Annotated in this window: 17 protein-coding genes; 14 read left to right on the top strand and 3 right to left on the bottom strand. The window is 56.1% G+C overall.

Annotation, left to right across the window (positions count from 1 at the left end; translation table 11 throughout):
• Nucleotides 1-134: 134 nt before the first annotated feature.
• The 7 genes from CQ011_RS11625 (at nt 135) to pcaC (ending at nt 6162) form a co-directional block, all read left to right on the top strand.
• On the top strand, nt 135-614 hold the full coding sequence (locus CQ011_RS11625) for a MarR family winged helix-turn-helix transcriptional regulator (protein ID WP_105678045.1): 480 nt from the start codon (nt 135-137) through the stop codon (nt 612-614).
• Nucleotides 615-771: 157 nt separating this feature from the next.
• Entirely contained in the window at nt 772-1968 is a 1197-nt protein-coding gene (locus tag CQ011_RS11620) for a 4-hydroxybenzoate 3-monooxygenase (protein ID WP_105677883.1), read from the top strand.
• 44 nt (nt 1969-2012) lie between these two features.
• The gene (gene pcaH, locus CQ011_RS11615) at nt 2013-2846 is read left to right on the top strand and encodes a protocatechuate 3,4-dioxygenase subunit beta (protein WP_105677882.1); all 834 of its coding nucleotides are present in this window, start codon (nt 2013-2015) and stop codon (nt 2844-2846) included.
• Complete coding sequence (gene pcaG / locus CQ011_RS11610; RefSeq protein ID WP_105677881.1) at nt 2847-3425, top strand: protocatechuate 3,4-dioxygenase subunit alpha; 579 nt, start codon at nt 2847-2849, stop codon at nt 3423-3425.
• Between the two features lie 127 nt (nt 3426-3552).
• The gene (locus tag CQ011_RS11605) at nt 3553-4959 is read left to right on the top strand and encodes a lyase family protein (protein ID WP_105677880.1); all 1407 of its coding nucleotides are present in this window, start codon (nt 3553-3555) and stop codon (nt 4957-4959) included.
• Nucleotides 4941-5738, top strand: a complete 798-nt coding sequence (locus CQ011_RS11600; RefSeq protein WP_181148093.1) for an alpha/beta fold hydrolase — start codon at nt 4941-4943, stop codon at nt 5736-5738. The genes CQ011_RS11605 and CQ011_RS11600 overlap by 19 nt, the downstream gene beginning before the upstream one ends.
• A 16-nt stretch (nt 5739-5754) precedes the next feature.
• Nucleotides 5755-6162 carry a 4-carboxymuconolactone decarboxylase gene (pcaC, locus tag CQ011_RS11595; protein WP_105677879.1) on the top strand — a complete coding sequence of 136 codons (408 nt, stop codon included), beginning with the start codon at nt 5755-5757 and terminating at the stop codon, nt 6160-6162.
• A gap of 85 nt (nt 6163-6247) precedes the next feature.
• Here pcaC and CQ011_RS11590 read toward each other — a convergent pair whose 3' ends face one another.
• Nucleotides 6248-6679: an acyl-CoA thioesterase gene (locus CQ011_RS11590; RefSeq protein ID WP_105678043.1), complete on the bottom strand. Its 432-nt coding sequence runs from the start codon at nt 6677-6679 to the stop codon at nt 6248-6250.
• 68 nt (nt 6680-6747) lie between these two features.
• Complete coding sequence (locus CQ011_RS11585) at nt 6748-7863, bottom strand: hypothetical protein (protein ID WP_105677878.1); 1116 nt, start codon at nt 7861-7863, stop codon at nt 6748-6750.
• A 179-nt stretch (nt 7864-8042) separates the two neighbouring features.
• On the opposite strand from CQ011_RS11585, the gene CQ011_RS11580 reads away from it, so the two are divergent.
• Nucleotides 8043-9890: a calcineurin-like phosphoesterase C-terminal domain-containing protein gene (locus CQ011_RS11580; protein WP_105677877.1), complete on the top strand. Its 1848-nt coding sequence runs from the start codon at nt 8043-8045 to the stop codon at nt 9888-9890.
• 111 nt (nt 9891-10001) lie between these two features.
• Nucleotides 10002-10976 carry a D-2-hydroxyacid dehydrogenase family protein gene (locus CQ011_RS11575; RefSeq protein WP_105677876.1) on the top strand — a complete coding sequence of 325 codons (975 nt, stop codon included), beginning with the start codon at nt 10002-10004 and terminating at the stop codon, nt 10974-10976.
• On the opposite strand, the gene CQ011_RS11570 is transcribed toward CQ011_RS11575, so the two are convergent.
• Nucleotides 10942-11658, bottom strand: a complete 717-nt coding sequence (locus CQ011_RS11570; protein WP_181148092.1) for a phosphatase PAP2 family protein — start codon at nt 11656-11658, stop codon at nt 10942-10944. The two genes, CQ011_RS11575 and CQ011_RS11570, sit on opposite strands and share 35 nt — an antisense overlap.
• A 66-nt stretch (nt 11659-11724) precedes the next feature.
• Here CQ011_RS11570 and CQ011_RS11565 point away from each other — a divergent pair, with 66 nt between their 5' ends.
• The 5 genes from CQ011_RS11565 to CQ011_RS11545 are packed head-to-tail and all read left to right on the top strand — an operon-like array spanning nt 11725 to nt 18225.
• Nucleotides 11725-12183, top strand: a complete 459-nt coding sequence (locus CQ011_RS11565; RefSeq protein WP_181148091.1) for a 23S rRNA (pseudouridine(1915)-N(3))-methyltransferase RlmH — start codon at nt 11725-11727, stop codon at nt 12181-12183.
• A gap of 45 nt (nt 12184-12228) precedes the next feature.
• Nucleotides 12229-12711, top strand: coding sequence for a hypothetical protein (locus CQ011_RS11560; protein ID WP_105677874.1), 483 nt, complete (start codon nt 12229-12231; stop codon nt 12709-12711).
• Between the two features lie 58 nt (nt 12712-12769).
• Entirely contained in the window at nt 12770-13234 is a 465-nt protein-coding gene (locus CQ011_RS11555) for a hypothetical protein (RefSeq protein ID WP_105677873.1), read from the top strand.
• The gene (locus CQ011_RS11550) at nt 13218-13520 is read left to right on the top strand and encodes a transcriptional regulator (protein WP_105677872.1); all 303 of its coding nucleotides are present in this window, start codon (nt 13218-13220) and stop codon (nt 13518-13520) included. The genes CQ011_RS11555 and CQ011_RS11550 overlap by 17 nt, the downstream gene beginning before the upstream one ends.
• Before the next feature lie 40 nt (nt 13521-13560).
• Nucleotides 13561-18225: an ATP-dependent helicase gene (locus tag CQ011_RS11545; RefSeq protein ID WP_105677871.1), complete on the top strand. Its 4665-nt coding sequence runs from the start codon at nt 13561-13563 to the stop codon at nt 18223-18225.
• Nucleotides 18226-18230: the final 5 nt, after the last annotated feature.

Below are 18230 nucleotides of genomic sequence, written 5' to 3'. Positions count from 1 at the left end.
GAGATCTCCAATTTAGTGTGATGTCCCGATTGTTCCGCAGGGGCGAAAAGTGGGAACCTTAGCTATATACATAAAATCTTTAATCCTTGAAAAAGTCAATGGTTTATTTTTTCATGAAAAGCGAGGACAATGGGATGAACGCGAGTAACGCGAAAAAATCGACCAAGACCAAGGTGGAACAGTTCATGAAATGCGACCTCATGCAGGAGTTGGATTTCCTTGTCGCGCGCATGCGCTCACTCGGGTCCGGTCGAGCCAACCTGGCGCTCAAACCTTTCGACCTGAAGGTGCGCTCATACTCGGTCCTTTCATTGGCATGTAGCGAAGTAATGCCAACTCAACGAGACCTCGCCGAGCTTCTCGCTCTCGATCCAAGCCAAATCGTCCCCCTGGTTGACGGCCTGGAAACTAAGGGTCTCGTCACCCGACTGGCTGATCCGAATGACCGCCGCTCTAAGGTGGTTGTCGCTACCGACGCCGGCAAAAAACTCTACGGTAAGGCTCGCAAGGCTACCGAGCAGAGTGAGCAGGAAACACTCAATGCACTCACCCCCGAGGAGCGTACCCAACTTCGCGACCTGCTCTCGCGGGTAGTGCTGGGTGATAGTGCGTAACTATTGAGCAACTTTTCTCATTCAATGAGACGCTGAGTATTGCTTGTCCGAATAACACCGCATTCTTGAGGAAGTTCAACATCCTCGACCATGTCCGGGGATTCGGCAATGCCGCCGGATTCCACTGAGACTGGTCCCGCACAGATCGGCAGGCACCATGGCTCAGACCCCACGGATCATTAAGACCAAGGTCGGCATCATCGGAGGCGGTCCTGCCGGCCTCATGCTCTCGCACCTGCTCTCCAAGTCAGGTATCGACAATCTTGTCGTTGAAATGCGAGACCATGAAACCATTCGCAACACCCACCGCGCGGGAATTCTTGAAGCTCAGGCAGTAAAGATGCTCACCGAGTCCGGCGTTGACGGACGTGTACTCACCGATGGTGATGAACATGCCGGTATCGATCTCCGATTTAACGGGGAATCGCATCCCCTGGACTTCCGCGACCTGGTCGACGCGACCGTGACACTTTATGCGCAGAACGAGGTCTTTGTTGACTTGGCCGCCGCCCGCCAGCGTGACGGTGGCGATGTTCGCTACAACTGCGAAGTCACCGAGATCATGGATATGGAAACATCCACCCCGAAGTTCCGTTTCACCGACGCCGAAGGCACTCTCTTTGAGGTCCATGCAGACGTCATCGTAGGCGCCGACGGCTCACGTTCATTCGCTCGCCGGCAGATGCCAGACACGGTGCGCAAGGACTTCAAGGTCGCGTACCCCTTCGCTTGGTTCGGCATTCTCACCGAAGCGCCAAAGTCTTCACCGGAATTGATCTACGCAAACTCGCCTCATGGGTTTGCCCTCATCTCCCAACGCAGTGAAACCGTGCAGCGCATGTATTTCCAATGCGACCCAAATGAAGACGTCAACGCCTGGAGTGATGATCAGATCTGGTCAGAACTGCAAAAGCGCGTTGATGGTCCAGATAACTTCCAACTCAAGACCGGCAAGATCTTTGACAAGACCGTCTTAGGCTTCCGCTCCTTCGTCCGCGAGCCGCTCTCACATGGGCGCATGTTCCTGATTGGCGATGCCGGGCATACCGTGCCACCGACCGGAGCCAAGGGACTAAACCTTGCCTTCGCTGATGTAAAAGTGCTCTTCGAAGCGCTCGATTCCTTCTTCTCCACCGGCAGTGACAAGCTGTTAGGCGGCTATTCTGACCTGGCGTTGAAGCGCGTGTGGAAAGCACAGAATTTCTCCTACTGGATGACGTCCATGCTCCACACCCCCGTCAACGCCGACCCGTTCATGGCTAAGCGAGCACTGGGCGAACTGGAAACAGTCACCTCTTCCCGGTATGGCCAGCAATACTTGGCCGAGTCGTACACCGGCTGGCCACACTCCTAAATCACAGTCATCTCAACATTCATCCATCCCGAAGGGAGCACGTAGTGAGCACCGAAACCACCAAGGACGAATCTTTCGAGAATTCCCACGTCCTAGATCCTGCGGCCACCGCCGACTCGCAGGAGACAATCAGCAAAGAGATCACCAGCGTTCACGAGGCATACCGCCAAGAAGTGATTGCCGGGAAGAAAGCTGAAACTCAGCCACGCATCAACTTCGCCCCGTACCGTTCCTCGCTGCTACGTTATCCGACGAAGAACCTGCACCATGTGGACCCGGAAACCATTGAGCTGTGCTCCCCTGCCTTCGGCCAGCGCGACGTTCATGCTTTGGAATCGGATCTGACCATTCAGCATAACGGTGAGCCCATTGGTGAGCGCATCGTTGTGGCCGGACGAGTGCTGGACGGCGACGGTCGTCCGGTGGCCGGTCAGCTGGTAGAAATCTGGCAGGCCAACGCCGCCGGCCGCTACATCCACAAGCGTGACCAGCACCCAGCCCCGATCGATCCGAACTTCACCGGGGTGGGCCGTGCGATCACCGGTCCAAACGGCGAATATTCATTCACCACCATCAAGCCGGCACCGTACCCGTGGAAAAACCACCACAACGCTTGGCGTCCGGCGCATATTCACTTTTCATTGTTCGGCACCGATTTCACCCAGCGCATGATCACCCAGATGTACTTCCCTGGCGATCCATTGTTCTCGTTGGACCCGATCTATCAGGCCATCACCGACCAAGATGCACGCGACCGTTTGGTCGCCACTTATGATCATTCGATCACCACCCACGAATGGGCCACCGGATACAACTGGGACATCGTCCTGACCGGCTCAAACCGCACCTGGATGGAAGACGAAGAGGGAGATCACTAAATGTCTCAGGCACCAAAACTCAAACTCGCTCCCACTCCGGGACAGACAATTGGTCCGTTCTATGGTTACGCTCTGCCGTTTGAAAAAGACAACGAGCTAGTTAACCAAGCGAACCCGAACTCGGTACGACTCCACGGCGTCATTACCGATGGCAAGGGCGAAGTCATCCCCGATTCATTGCTTGAAATTTGGCAGGCAGACGAGAACGGAAACGTGATTTCCCGCGATGGTTCGCTAGTTCGTGACGGGTACACCTTCACCGGTTGGGGCCGCACCGCGGTGGATAACGTTGGGCATTACACCTTCACTACGGTCAATCCTGGCGCTACCGAAGAAGGCAAAGCCCCGTTCATCATGCTCACCGTCTTTGCTCGTGGACTACTCAACCGACTGTTCACCCGCATCTATCTGCCGGAGGACACCGCAGCCCTGGCCGCGGATCCGTTGTTGTCTTCCTTGACCGAAGAGCAGCGCAAGACCTTGATCGCGACTCGCGAAGAAGACGGCTCATTACGTTTTGATATTCGCCTGCAAGGTGAGCACGAAACAGTGTTCCTCTCCTACCCACGCGAGAGTTAAGCACCAATTACAGACCCCGTGTCAGCGCTGTCGCACCCGAAAAAATCGGTGCGGGAGCGCCCACGGGGTTTTGCCCGTTGTCGGGCACTAAAGTTTGAAGTACAGCCAGCAAAGAATTGAGAGATGGATGAACAGCGTGGATTACGGTGTACTCGCTCCAGCTTGGGCCGGTACAAATGCTGCAACCACCGCTAGCGATGTGGCTTTTGTTCAAGCCATGCTAGATGTTGAAGCGGCCTGGGTGAAAGTGCAAGCCGAGGTGGGGTTGTGCACCACTGAAGAAGCACGGTTCGTTGCCGAAGTCGCCAAGGTCTCCCGCTACGATCTGGTGTCCTTGGCTGCTAAAACCCCGGATGGCGCCAACGCGCTAATCCCCCTGTTGTCCATGATGCGCGCACTGCTAGTGGAAGACGGAGCCTCCCATACAGCCGGTACTGCGCTACACCGCGGTGCCACCAGCCAAGACATTATCGATTCAGCACTGATGCTCGTGGTCTCACGAACCTTACAGACCACGCTGACAGATCTTCGCCAGATAACTCGCGGCCTAGCTACTTTGGCCGAGGAGCACCGCGAGACAGTGTGCATTGCTCGCTCACTGACCCAGCATGCACTGCCGACCACCTTCGGCTGGAAGGCAGCCAGCTGGCTGTCGGCAGTGCTCAGCGCCGAAGCTGGATTGCAGCAGGCGGAGCAACATCTTGCCCTACAGTGGGGTGGCGCGGTAGGTACGCTCGCTTCGCTAGAGCAGCTACTTGCCAAACATCCGGAAGTTAAGACCAGCTCCGCAGAGTTGAGCAGCAAGCTCGCAGGCGCTCTGGGCCTAAAAGATGTCGGCACCCCTTGGCATACCAACCGCATGCCAATCCTCCAGATTGGTTCGGCGTTGGCAAGTACCGTGGCAGCTTTAGGTACCTTTGGCGCCGATGTGCTCACCGCCTCACGCCCGGAAATTGCTGAGCTTTCCGAACCACGCGAGGCCGGTAAGGGCGGCTCATCGGCTATGCCGCATAAACAAAACCCGGTACGTTCGCTGTTGTTGCGCAACGCTGCGATCAGCGCCCCGGGATTAGTCGCAACCTTGTTCAGCGCCGCGGGTACCGCGGTTGATGAACGTCCCGACGGAGGCTGGCACTCCGAATGGCAGGCGCTACGCGAACTGCTGCGTTTAGCATCCGGGGCCGCTCATCACGGTGCGGTACTGGCCCTTGGGCTCCAGGTCAATGCATCTTCCATGCAACGCAATCTCCGTCTGAGTGGCGATGCGATCATGTCCGAACGCGTTTCCTCGGTGGCCGCAGGATTAGTCAGCGGAGGCAAAGCCGCCATTCAAGCATTAGTTCGACGTTCGCTGACCGACCAAGTCAGCCTCGGTGAACTATTGCGTCTAGAAATCCCCAGCACCGTGCTTTCAGACAAAGAACTCTCCGAATTACTTGATCCTGCCGGGTACCTCGGTGCCGCGGATCGTTTCACTACAACCGTTCTCGCCGATTATTCGGCACGGAAGGAATTATGGCAGTCCCACAGCTAACCCCCTCATTGCTACACACCAACAAGGAGCTCCCAACGCTCATCGCAGGTCCTTCATTGGGCACCGCGGCCTTGCCGCTTTGGGGGCCAGCCGTACCGTATCTGAAAGAGCACTTCCAGGTCGTCGCTTGGGATCTGCCTGGCCACGGTGAAAGCAAGCCTTCCACCGAAGCGTTCTCCTTGGGTGAGCTGGCCTCCGGCGTAATTGCCATGATTGATGCGCTACGCGCAGATGATGTCATCACCGAAGGCTCCAAACTGTACTACGCCGGCGTTTCGGTAGGTGGCGCTACCGCACTGCAACTGGCAGTGGACTACCCGGGCGTCTTTGATGGCATTTCATCCATCTGCTCTGCAGCGAAGATTGGCACCCCCGAAGGGTGGACCGAACGCGCTGAACTGGTAGCAAAGGCAGGAACCCCCACCATGGTTGCTGGGTCCGCCCAGCGCTGGTTCGCTCCAGGATTCATCGAGAAGAACCCGGTGGTCTCCACCGACCTGCTTCACAGTCTGCAGGATGCGGATCGTTTCGCATACGCCCATGCCTGCGGTGCTTTGGCCGGATTTGATGTGCGTGAGCAATTGGCCTCGACCACCGATCCGATCATTGCGATCAATGGTGCTCAGGATCAGGTCTGCCCACCGGCTGATGCACAATTCATTGCCGAGCACGCCCCCAAGGGTACTGCGGCGGTCATTGATTCCGCGGCTCACCTTGCACCTGCTGAAGCCCCCGAAGAAACGGCGGCTTTGCTGGTCGATTTCTTCACCTCCAACTAGAGAAGGTCTAAGTCTGATGTCAGATTCTCAGCGCCAGCCTGGCGACACTTATGATGCGGGCATGGTCGTGCGCCGCGAGGTACTCGGCAGCGAACACGTAGATCGCTCCACCAATAACTCGAATGAATTCACCGACGAATTCCAGGAAATGATCACCCGCTATGCATGGGGCACCATCTGGACCCGTGACGGATTGCCGCGCACCACCCGCAGCGCCATCACGCTAACCGCCATGATTGCCGGCGGCTACTGGGAAGAGCTGGAAATGCACGTACACGCTGCTCTGCGCAACGGCATGATCGCCGATGAAATCAAGGAAGTCTTTTTGCAGTGTGCAATTTACTGCTCGGTGCCTGCCGCGAATGTGGCGTTTAAGATCGGCAAAAAGGTCTTGGACGAGTACGCCGAGCAAGAAGCCAAGTAACAACGTTTCCTAAACATCCAAAACCGGTGCCCCCGAATGAATCAGAGGATTCCTTCGGGGGCACCGATATTTCACCTAGTAAGGCTCAGCCACGTGCTGAAATCAGCGACTTCCCGAGCCAGTCGCGTTCGACCTCGTTGAGCGCACGTGAGGATTTACCATCTTGCGCCAACGGAACCATCACCGTCGTTGAGTCGAAGACCGGCTGACCTTCTTGGTAACCGATTCCGCGCACGGTAAAGGATTTGTTTCCCACGCGGCTAATCCCCATACGGATCAGCATTTCTGGTTGGTAATACAGCGGACGCAGATATTCGATATTGATCGAGGCCACGACCGTGCCATATTCAAAACGTCCGGTGTTGCCGTCTTCGCGCGTCCACCGGATTCGTGCCTCTTCCATCAGCGTGACGATACGGGCGTTGTTAACATGCCCAAGGGCGTCCTGATCAGACCAGCGAAGTTGCAATAGTACTTCGGTTGCTGCGGCTAAATCCTGCTGGCTTGGTTCACTCATATCATCCATTTCATCAAAATTTGGCCATCGCACCTAGTTGGGTGACGTGTTGCTTTGCGACAGTTTCCTTAAGAACGAACCCAACGACGATCTTCGTTGTTCGCGTCGAGTAAGTTCCAAATGTCAGGCTCCGCATAGAATCTCAGCTCATCGGTGAACCAGTAGGTCTTATCGGGATCCCAACCGGCAATCACGGTGGCAAACTTTTCGTCGACCTCCAAACATTCCCCGGCGAGCGCCAAATAGCCGGCGATGCTTAGATGTACGCCGTCATAGTCTTGGGCCACCGCAAGCCAGTCCGGCATCATCCATGCTCCGTCGCGTCCGGTGGTCCGATACCAATCGTGGCGTTTGTGGGCGGTGACCTCGACACCGTAGCTGCGGCATAGTTGGACCCAATCGTTGGCTGTCAAGATTTCTAAAACTTTGACAGAAGGAAGAACGCTAGCTTTCCGTGCGACTGCTTGCTCCCAGTTGAAGGCATCTTCCACGCAGCTCACCCCTATTGGTTGGTGGTTAGTGAACACCCCTGTGGTTGCCCGCAAGTCCCAGCTAGGCTTGGACCACCATTCGCCTGAAATCATGGCGGTGACCGGTGTTGGCTTTTCTGCGCGCGCACGTGCCTCGGTGAGGATCAGGTTCTCTTTCCACCGACGGAGTTCGTCAAAAACATTTGGCTCGATGCTCGTCACCGAGCCAGCAGGATCAGGCTGGTCAAATTCCACATGAAACTGTGTGCGCAGATCAACTGGGGCTAGCCACTGCTGCGTGAAACCAGAGGCCACAATATGCTCGGCAACCCGATGCAAGGCGTTGCGCAGCGCGGGTGCAACCAAGAGGGTGTCCTCCCCATCTGGTTCTTGCCAGTATCTGGCATGGCCAACTGAGTCCTCTAACGCTTTTTGTAGGAGTCCTTCGGTCACCGGCAGCAGCTTCGTGATACTAATCAGCCTGCCAAGCTCCTCCACACTCACGCGAACGGTTCGTCCTACTTCCGCGCCCGGGCCAAACATGACCACCGAATCACCACGAGTTACCTCCACTTGATAAGACGCATGGAACATTGCCGAAACTAATGGATGCTCTTCGACACTGGACAGCGTCTGGTCTTCGCTGTCCAAGGTAAATTGCCAAAGCAAACGCCGTCCCCGCCGGCCACTGAGCAATAGTTCTACTAAATCCATAGCTGACCCCTACGTTCGACGAATCAAAACGATAAATCTTCCCAAGACATCTAGTTAGTTTTAACGCGATTGATTATTTGAGATTACCCCAGTGCTCATTGCTATTTACCTCCGGCTGACAATGTTGGCACTGGCTGGCCAACAGACCGGTCGATTGTCACTACCCCGGAGGAACGTTCGTGAAATCACTCGCTCAACCCGGCAAGACCAATCGTTTCACCCCGCTACGGATCACCGCAGGTTCGCTTGTCATTCTCGCAACCTCCGCAGCGCTCACCGCAGCGAATTCAGCACCCGTTCCAGAACAAGCCAACACCGCAGCCGCCAGCTGGGAAAGCAGCGCTTACCGTGGCCACGTCGAAGTCATTCCTGCTGACACCGAACAGCCAAATAAAACACCACGAACCATCGACGGCATAGTCTTCGATGATCAAAATCGCAACTCTCAGCGGGACGCTAACGAACCCGGAAGACCCGGAGTTACCGTGTCCAATGGACGCGAGGTGAGAACCACCGATGCTCAAGGACGCTATGAACTGCCAGCATTTGAGAACATGACCATGTTCGTCACCCAACCGCGTGGCTATCAAGTTCCGGTCGATGAACATAACGTCGCACAGTTCTTCTATACTCACCTTCCCCAAGGGTCACAGGAGCTCAAATACGGCGGGATCGCGCCAACCGGTCCGTTACCTGAAGCCGTCAATTTCCCGCTCACCCAAAGCTCTGACACCCAATCTCCCGAGCAAAGCTGCCTGATCGGCGCGGACGTACAGACCTACAATCACAAAGAAGTTGAGTTCGCCCGCAACGGTGTCTTCACCGATTTGGCACAGCGCACGGATTACACCGGATGCGGGGCACTATTCATCGGGGATCTGGTGGGTGATGACCTATCCATATTTTCCCAGACTCGCGAGCTAACCTCCATGCTCAACGGACCGGCACGATTCCTTCCCGGGAACCACGACATCGACTACGACGCCCTCGACGGGGAGCACGAATTTGATAGCTTCCGCGCCCAGTTTGGGCCAGAATATTACTCCTACGACACTGGAAAAACACATGTCGTTGCGCTGAGCACCATTGCCTACCCCACCAAGGTTCCAGCCAAAAAGGGTGACTACACCTATGACCTTGGTGAACAACAACTGGACTGGTTGCGCGCCGACATTGCAAAGGTTCCAAAGAATAAGGCCATTGTCTTAGCCGGGCACAGCCCCTTATTAGAATTCTTCTACAGCGATGAGCACACCACCAAACAGATCAAAGAAATCTATAAGATCCTCGAAGGCCGCGAAGTTGTTTCCCTCGGTGGACACACTCACATGTCGGAGAATTTACGTGCCGGTGATTTGATGGCCGGATGGCAGGATGAAGTGGGCGACGCTGGGTTGCCGTTCACCCATCTGACGGTCCCCGCGGTTTCCGGGCAATGGTATGACGGCCGGGTTACCGACAATGGTTATCCAACGTCCATCCAGCGTGACGGTACCCCACCCGGAGTCTTGACCCTAGATATCAAAAACACCAAGATCACCGAGCGCTTCACGGTGACCGGCGGTGATACTTCAAAGCAGATGTCCCTGGGACTTAACACCCCGCTCTACCGCACGTGGTACGAGCAAAACGTCACCAAGCCACGCGGCACCGTGAACGCATTGGAAGATCCACTGTCGGTCAGCCAAGTAGATCTGTCCAAGGACACCTGGCTCACCACAAACTTCTGGATGGGAAGTACCGGTTCAAAGGTCGAGGTAAGCCTTGATGGCGCAGCATCAGCCACTGCTCAACGTACCCAGCAATTGAATGGTGAACGTCCCCGCGTAGGCGCCGAATTCTCCGACCCGGTAGCTATTGCCGAACAGTTCGTACACGGTGGCGGATTGGCCGAGAAAACCACCCACCTATGGCGGTTTGAAGTACCTTCGGACCTAGCGGTGGGTTCGCACACGGCAACGGTGAAGGCCACCGATGTCCATGGACGTAGCTTCACCGACCAGCTGACCTTCGAAGTCACTTCGTAAGCGACCGCAGTTCTTGGCGGTGCCCGCTTTACCCAGCTGGGCACCGCCATATTTATGACTCATAGGCTCCCTATCGAGACCTTAGACCCTTGGCACGCATAGGATGAAACCATGCGTATTGCTATCTTGGATGACTATCAGAACGCGGCTCGTGACTTCGTGGATTTTGACGGACTGGCTGCCGAACTTAATGCCGAGCTCACGGTGTTCACCGAGCACCTTGGCCATGAAGACGACGCGGTCTGTGCCGCGTTATTACCATTCGACGTCATCATAGCGATGCGCGAGCGCACCCCATTCACTCGGGCACGCTTCGAAAAATTACCCAACCTTAAAATGCTAGTTTCTACCGGGCGACGTAACGGCTCGATTGATTTGGCTGCTGCAGGACTACACAACGTGCTCGTGTCCCACACCGGGTATTCACCAACCGATGCGGTGGAACATACCTGGGCCTTGATCCTTGCCGCCGCCCGCAGACTCGACGTGGAGCTGTTCTCTGCGCAGAATCCGCACGATAAGGCAAAGCCTTGGCAGTCCACCTATGGAATGGGATTGGCAGGCAAAACCCTTGGCGTCTACGGCCTAGGTAATCTTGGTTCGCGCGTGGCCAAGGTCGGTCTTGCCTTCGGTATGCGCGTTATTGCGTACAGTCAGAATCTGACTAAAGCTCGGGCCACCGAGGTGGGTGTTGAGCAGGTCTCGGAAGCTGAGTTCTTCGCAACTAGCGATGTACTGACCATCCATCTGAAGCTTTCCGAGCGAAGCACTGGAGTAGTCGGTGCCAAGCAACTGTCTTGGATGAAACCCGAGGCGATTTTGGTGAACACCTCGCGTAGCCGCATTGTTGACACTCAGGCCTTGATATCTGCATTAGAAAATCAGTTACTTCGTCTTGCTGCGCTGGATGTCTTTGATGTGGAGCCACTACCGGAAGCCGATCAGCTTTCCCGTACCCGAGGGCTGATCGCTACACCGCATATTGGTTATGTGACCGCCGAACAGTTTGAAATGTTCTATCAGGATTCGGCTGAGAATATTCGTGCGTGGGCTAAGGGTTCACCGATCCGCGTGATGGGTCTCTAAGCACGGGTTTACGAGGCACGAAGTAGAAGTGCAAGATTGCAACTACCGCGGCCCAAGCGGCACCGATCAGCAGTCCTACCACTACGTCTGATACCCAGTGGTGCCCAATGTAGATGCGCGATGCGCCCATGGCGAGTATAAAGAGGGCCGCGATGATGCTGATCAGGTATGCGTATCTTTGCAGACCATAAACAATGGCTAGATAGCTGGCAATGCCAATTAGCGCGGCCGCGTTGAGTGTATGCCCGCTGGGAAATGAATAGGATTCTGGGGGTGCTGGTCCACCGGGGATCCCCTGCGGACGGATGACTTGAAGGCTTGCTTTGAGAATGACCGTAAGCAACACCGAGACCAGCGCGGTGAATGCAACAGTCGCCAAGGGCCATACACCGCGCGTCCACCAACAAAGTAATCCAGTCAGCACAAGCATGATCATCGTCATCCCGGGGGTAGAACCCCAGAAATATAGGAAGTCCGAAGTACCTTGTAGTGCTGGAATTTGATGATCTAAAACCCACTGGTATGTGGGTTGGTCCATATCTTTAGCCCAGCCACCGACGTGCAAGGAAACTAGCACTCGTCGAGTGAAAAAGAACATCGCAACCACAAGACCAAAAATGATCCATAATATTTGTGTGCCACGAGGCTTGTGTCCCTGACGGAAGTTCCACGACGATCTCATAACTTCCATCGTAGTGGGCACGTTGGTACGCAACTTCCGCCACGAGCTATACGGAACAATAGAACCATGACGATCAAGATATTGGCCATCGGCAAAAAGCATGAGTCCTGGGTAGATGAGGGAATTACTCGCTACGAAAAGCGCCTGAAGAAGCCTTTTGACCTGTCATGGCAGTTGCTTAACCATTCTTCGCGTGAAAATGATGCGGCACGTATCGAAGAATCGGCACGAATCCTCGCGAAGATCGATGACCGCGATTTTGTGGTGTTGCTCGACGAACGTGGCAAAAACGTGGACTCCCCCGCGTTGGCGAATACACTTCGAGCTCCAATAGATTCTTCACGCAATGTCGTCATCATCATTGGCGGGGCCTACGGGGTGGACGCTTCGGTTCATCAGCGAGCGAACTTTGAGTGGTCCTTGTCCAAGCTGGTCTTCCCGCACCAGCTGGTGCGACTTATCCTCACCGAGCAGCTCTATCGGGCCCAAGACATTCTCGCCGGCGGCAAGTACCACCACGTTTAGACACTACTCTTGACTTTCCATTAAGGAAAGACAAGACTTTCCGTAATGGAAAGTGAGAAAGTCATGACTAATGAGCAGGAACAGATCGATAAGCTGACTGCAGCTGAACTTTTGACAACCGCTGATCGAGCTACTCACACGGTGGTTTCGACTGACGGTTCGACCCGTGTCTTCCTGCTCGTATATGCCTTCATCGCCAGCACAGTGCTGAGCCTTGCGGACGTTATCTCAGGAACCGCCCTCCTGTGGCTGGCAGCTTTAATCCTCCCGGTACTGCTGGTGCAATTTTTTTCGACACGAAATCGAGTCAAGGCTCGCCCTGTACTCGATGGTTCAGCTACCTACAGCTGGTATTTCTTTCTGGGATTAATCGCCGTAGCCTGCTTACGCATGTGGACCGCCGTGGACCTTGGCGCTATCGGAGCCAAATGGATCATCTCCTGCTTTATTCTGTGGCAGCTGCTCTCCTCCGCGCAACGAGCGTTGGATAAGGATCGAGTGCAGGACGCTCTGGAGCGATCCGTGTGACTAGCTAAGTTCCCTCACATTCAAAGCTTCCGCATCAATCCACAAAGAGGAGCCCACCATGAACCCGGCAGCACAGAATCAGCCAGCTCATGACGCTAAAGCACTTCTCGCTCAAGCCGAGGAAGCATCCACTGCCAGCGTAAGTGCTACAGAGCCACCACGCGGTTTATTACTTAGCTTGGCATTGATCTGTGCAGCCATCTTCTCACTTCACGGAGTCATCAACTCAGCACTGTGGTACTGGTCTTTGTTACTTTTCTTGGCCCCGTTGGTTTGGTACATCTATTGGTCTCGCAAGCGCGCAAAATCCCGGCCAGCGCTCAATCACTCCGGCAAATACATGCTTGGCGTTTGTCTCATGATGGCCGGGATGCAATTCAGTAATTTCTGGATTCCGCAGACCTGGTTGTTTGTCGCACTCAAGTTCATGACAGTATTCGCTGTGCTTAGCACCGCATTGTGGGTCATGCGCCGGGAAACGATCACTTCGCGCATCAAGGACGGAAATGAACAAGCAAGCTAATGAGGCACGCTTCGACGAGCTGATCCATGCACCGATTAGGCTGCGCATCTGCGCCAGCCTTGCGCCCGTGCAATGGGCAGAGTTCGCGTACCTCCGTGATGCTTTGAACGTTGCAGACTCCGTACTCAGCAAACATCTGAAGCAACTTACCGACACCGGTTATATCCAAATCGAACGATTCACCAAGCTAGGCCGCAGCCATATGCGAGTCTCCTTAACCAGGCCCGGTCGGGACGCCTACGTCGGACATGTGGCAGCCTTACGTGAAATTACGGCTGGCGAATAATGCCACTTCTTGTCGGTCCCCACAACGTAGTATCAATTCCATGAACGAGATTCTTTCCAGGTTTGGCGCAGCGACCCGTCAATGGTTCACTGACGTTTTCTCCGAACCAACGGCGGCCCAAGTAGGCGCCTGGGAATCAATCTCCAGCGGCCACCACACCCTGGTCATTGCGCCCACTGGTTCGGGTAAAACCCTGGCGGCGTTCCTCTGGGCATTGGACCGGCTTCACCAAGCCGAAGTTCCCAAACCAGCGCTGCCAGGGCTGGAACCCGAAACCACCCAAGGCTCCGGCGCCGGCACTAAGGTACTTTACATTTCACCGCTGAAGGCTCTGGGGGTGGACGTTGAACGCAACCTGCGTTCCCCACTGGCCGGAATCCGCGCCACAGCGCATGACTTGGGAATCTCTCAACCCTCGGTTTCGGTGGGTGTACGCTCCGGGGACACTCCCCCGAACGTGCGCAGACAGTTGCTAAAAAACCCGCCGGACATTCTGATCACCACACCCGAATCTTTGTATCTGATGTTGACCAGCCAGGCACGGCAGACCTTGACGAATGTGCACACCATCATCATCGATGAGGTGCATGCAATCGCTAGTTCCAAACGCGGCACCCACTTAGCTTTATCTTTAGAACGCCTCGATTCATTATTGTCGGTGCCTGCCCAACGCATTGGGCTTTCGGCCACCGTCGAGCCGCCCGAAGAAGTAGCTCGATTCCTTGCAGGTTCTGCGCCAGCAAATATTGTGCGCCCAAAATCCACCAAAAAATGGGAACTAGCGGTCCGCGTTCCGGTAGAAGATATGACAGACCTGCCGGCTGCGGCAGGTGCCCACGACCTCGGTCCTGGTTCCTCTCCCACCGCGGGGGCAAGCATCTGGCCGCATGTGGAGAATCAACTCGTTGATCTGGTTCTGGCCAACCACTCGACAATTATCTTCGCGAATTCGCGCCGGTTAGCCGAAAGGCTCACCGGTAGGCTCAACGAGATCTACGCCGAACGTGAGGGGTTTTCAGCCGAGAATACTTCCGGTACAACTCCCGCGGTAATGATGGCGCAAGCCGGATCCTCCGCGCCCAGCGACCCGCAAGCCCCACTGCTCGCGCGAGCGCACCACGGTTCGGTATCTAAAGATTCTCGAGCCCAAATCGAGGAAGACCTCAAACTCGGTAGGCTACGCGCGGTAGTTGCCACCAGTTCACTGGAACTGGGTATCGATATGGGACTAGTTGATCTGGTCATTCAGGTCGAATCCCCCAACTCCGTCTCCTCCGGATTACAACGTGTCGGACGTGCCGGACACCAGGTGGGTTCCGTGTCCAAGGGTATTTTCTTCCCTAAACACCGCGCAGATCTGCTCTCCACCGCGCTTGTAGTCACCCGCATGCGAGATGGCGCCATTGAAAAAATGGTGATCCCAGCCAACCCGTTAGATGTGCTGGCCCAACAAACGCTCGCAGCGGTCGCCATGGATGAACTAAACGTCGAGGCCTGGTTTGATACGGTTCGCCGGGCCGCCCCCTACCAGCAGCTGCCACGCAGCGTCTACCTCGCCACCTTAGATATGCTCTCGGGTAAGTACCCTTCTGATGAGTTTGCCACGTTGAAGCCACGACTTGTCTGGGACCGTGACGCTGGAACTCTCACCGCACGCCCCGGAGCCCAACGCCTTGCGGTGATTTCCGGTGGCACCATCCCGGACCGCGGACTATTCGGTGTATTTCTCGCCGGCTCGGAAGATGACAAAGCCCCTAAACGAGTGGGCGAACTCGACGAAGAAATGGTCTATGAATCTCGGGTGGGAGACGTCTTCGCGCTCGGAGCTACCAGCTGGCGTATTGAGAACATCACCCACGACAGGGTGCTTGTCACCCCGGCCTTCGGCCAGCCAGGCAAACTACCGTTCTGGCACGGTGATGGGCTGGGCCGCCCGGTAGAGCTGGGCGCCGAGCTAGGTAAATTTACCGCCGGGCTGCTCGCCGAAGAACGCGGGGAGGCCGCCTCACGGCTGGAACATAACGGGCTGGACTCGTACGCCGCTAATAACCTGCTGAATTATCTAGCCGAACAACAACGCGCCACCGGTCAGGTGCCGAACCATCAAAACTTTGTCATCGAACGCTTCCACGACGAGCTGGGCGACTGGCGCGTCATGTTGCACTCCCCCTTCGGACTGGCCGTCCACGCACCGTGGGCCTTAGCGATTGGGGCCCGAGTACGTGAACGCTGGGGGCTAGACGCCTCAGCGATGGCCGCCGATGACGGGATTGTTTTGCGCATCCCCGCGATGGATGACGAACCGCCAGGGGCTGAACTCTTCGCGTTCGAAGCAGATGAAATCGTTGACGTGGTCACCTCCCAGGTAGCGAACTCGGCATTGTTTGCCGCCCGCTTCCGTGAGTGTGCCGCGCGTGCTTTACTACTTCCACGAATCAATCCCACCAAACGCACTCCCTTATGGCAGCAACGCCAACGCGCCAGTCAGCTGCTAGACGTAGCGCGTAACTACCCGGACTTCCCAATCATCTTGGAAACCGTGCGCGAATGCCTGAACGACGTCTATGACCTACCAGCGCTGCGTGAAATCCTCTCCCAAGTGTCTTCCCGCGCCATCCGGCTGGTGGAGGTACAAACAGAACTCCCGTCCCCATTCGCACAATCCTTGCTCTTTGGCTACGTGGCGCAGTTCCTCTATGAGTCTGATGCGCCTTTGGCTGAGCGCCGTGCCGCGGCACTTAGCCTTGACCCGGTGCTGCTTGGTGAATTGCTGGGCCGCAACGACGTTCGCGAGGTACTCGACGCACAGGTGATCGCGCAGCTTGGCGACCAGCTGCAACATCTAGCACCAACCCGTCGCTTCAGTGGGGTCGAAGGAGTGGCGGATCTGTTGCGTCTGCTCGGACCGATGAGCGCAGCCCAGCTTGCACTGCGCTTACGCCATCCGGAACTCGAGGATGAAGCACTTGATGAGCAGAGCGCGCGAATCCACGCCGAAGCTTTGGTCGCCACCCGCCGCGCATTCACCCTACGTTTGGGAGGCCAGCACTCTTACGCGGCCATCGAAGATGCCGCTAATCTTCGTGATGCTTTAGGCACCCCACTACCTACTGGCATTCCCGCCTCATTCTTGGAACCCGCAACACAGCCGGTTCAGGATTTGGTCTCTCGGTATGCGCGCACGCACACGCCTTTCACGGCCGGCGAATTAGCAGCAGCATTGGGGCTCGGTGTGGCGATGTTGCGTCCGGTGATGGACCAACTCGTGGCCGCCGGACGATTATCGCTAGGAGCTTTCCGTCCCTTAGAGCTAGTCCCGGAAGGTGTTTCCGGGGATGAATATACCGATATTCAGGTTTTGCGCACTATCCGCACCCGCTCGTTAGCGGCTTTACGTGCCGAGGTGGAACCGGTAGACCAAGCCACCTATGCCCGGTTCTTGCCCGCCTGGCAGCAGGTCGGCTCCCAGCTGACCGGAAGCGATGGGGTCTACGAAGTGATTGCTCAATTAGCTGGCGCAGATCTTCCTGCCTCGGCACTTGAGTCATTCATTCTTCCAGCTCGACTACGCAATTATCAGAGTGCTTGGTTAGATGAATTAACCAGCTCTGGTGATGTGCTGATTTGTGGTGCCGGAGCCGCCGGAGGCAAGGACGGATGGCTATCCCTACACACCGCCGAGCATGCAGCGCTCACCCTTCCCGGAGGAAATACCAGCGAGTTGAGCGCGCTGGACTTAAAGGTGCTGAATTCATTTCAAAGTACCGGTGCATATTTCACCGAAGAAATTGCGGCGCTACTACAGCACAGCGAAGAGGCTCCACCAAGCAATCAAGAAATTACCGAGTCCTGTTGGAACTTGTTCTGGGCCGGTTTTATCTCCCCGGACACGCTCACCCCGGTGCGTGGTTATCTTGCCGGTGGCAGCACCGCGCATAAAATCGCTAAGCCGGCCCCACGTGCACGCGCGGCAAGACTTAACAGGCTGTCAGGGTTAAACCGTTTGGCTCGCGAACAAGCAGGGCAGTCCGCTCGTTCGCTGCGTGGTGGTGCAAGGTGGGCTTTACTCCCGTCTCCTGTCACAGACCCGACCATCGCCGCCCATGCCACCGCCGAGGTGCTCTTAGAGCGCTATGGGGTACTCACCCGGGGTTCGGTTGCTGCCGAAGCGGTGCCCGGAGGATTTGGCCAGCTCTACCGGGTGCTGTCCAAACTCGAAGAAGCGGGCCATGCCCGCCGCGGATACTTCATCGAGAAGCTCGGCGCCGCCCAGTTCTCCACTTCTAACACCATCGACCGGTTGCGCGGTTTTGTGTTGCCAGATGATCCACGCCGCAAATCCACTGCCACTGTTTTAGCTTCCACTGACCCGGCAAACCCCTATGGTGGAGCATTACCTTGGCCGGTGGGCGATACCGGGCACCGGCCGGGGCGTAAAGCTGGTGCTTTAGTCGGATTTCTCGATGGTTCGCTCTGCTTCTATTTGGAACGTGGAGGCCGAACCGTACTAACCTTTGGTGAGCATTCAGAAGATGCGTGGCAGCTACTTGCCTCTGAACTGGTGACGACGTTGCGCACCGCAAAGGTAGACAAGATTGCCATTGCCACGGTCAACGGCGAATCGGTCAGTTCGCATCCGTTGGCCGCGCCGCTACTTGCCGCCGGATTTTATTCCACCCCGCAAGGCATCCGGTTCCGCCGGTAGCCACC

Origin of the sequence: Arthrobacter sp. MYb213 (assembly GCF_002979915.1) — a bacterium.
GTDB lineage: Bacteria > Actinomycetota > Actinomycetes > Actinomycetales > Micrococcaceae > Glutamicibacter.
The sequence above is the reverse complement of the archived record's forward strand: the minus strand, read 5'-3'. Positions and strand labels throughout refer to the sequence as shown.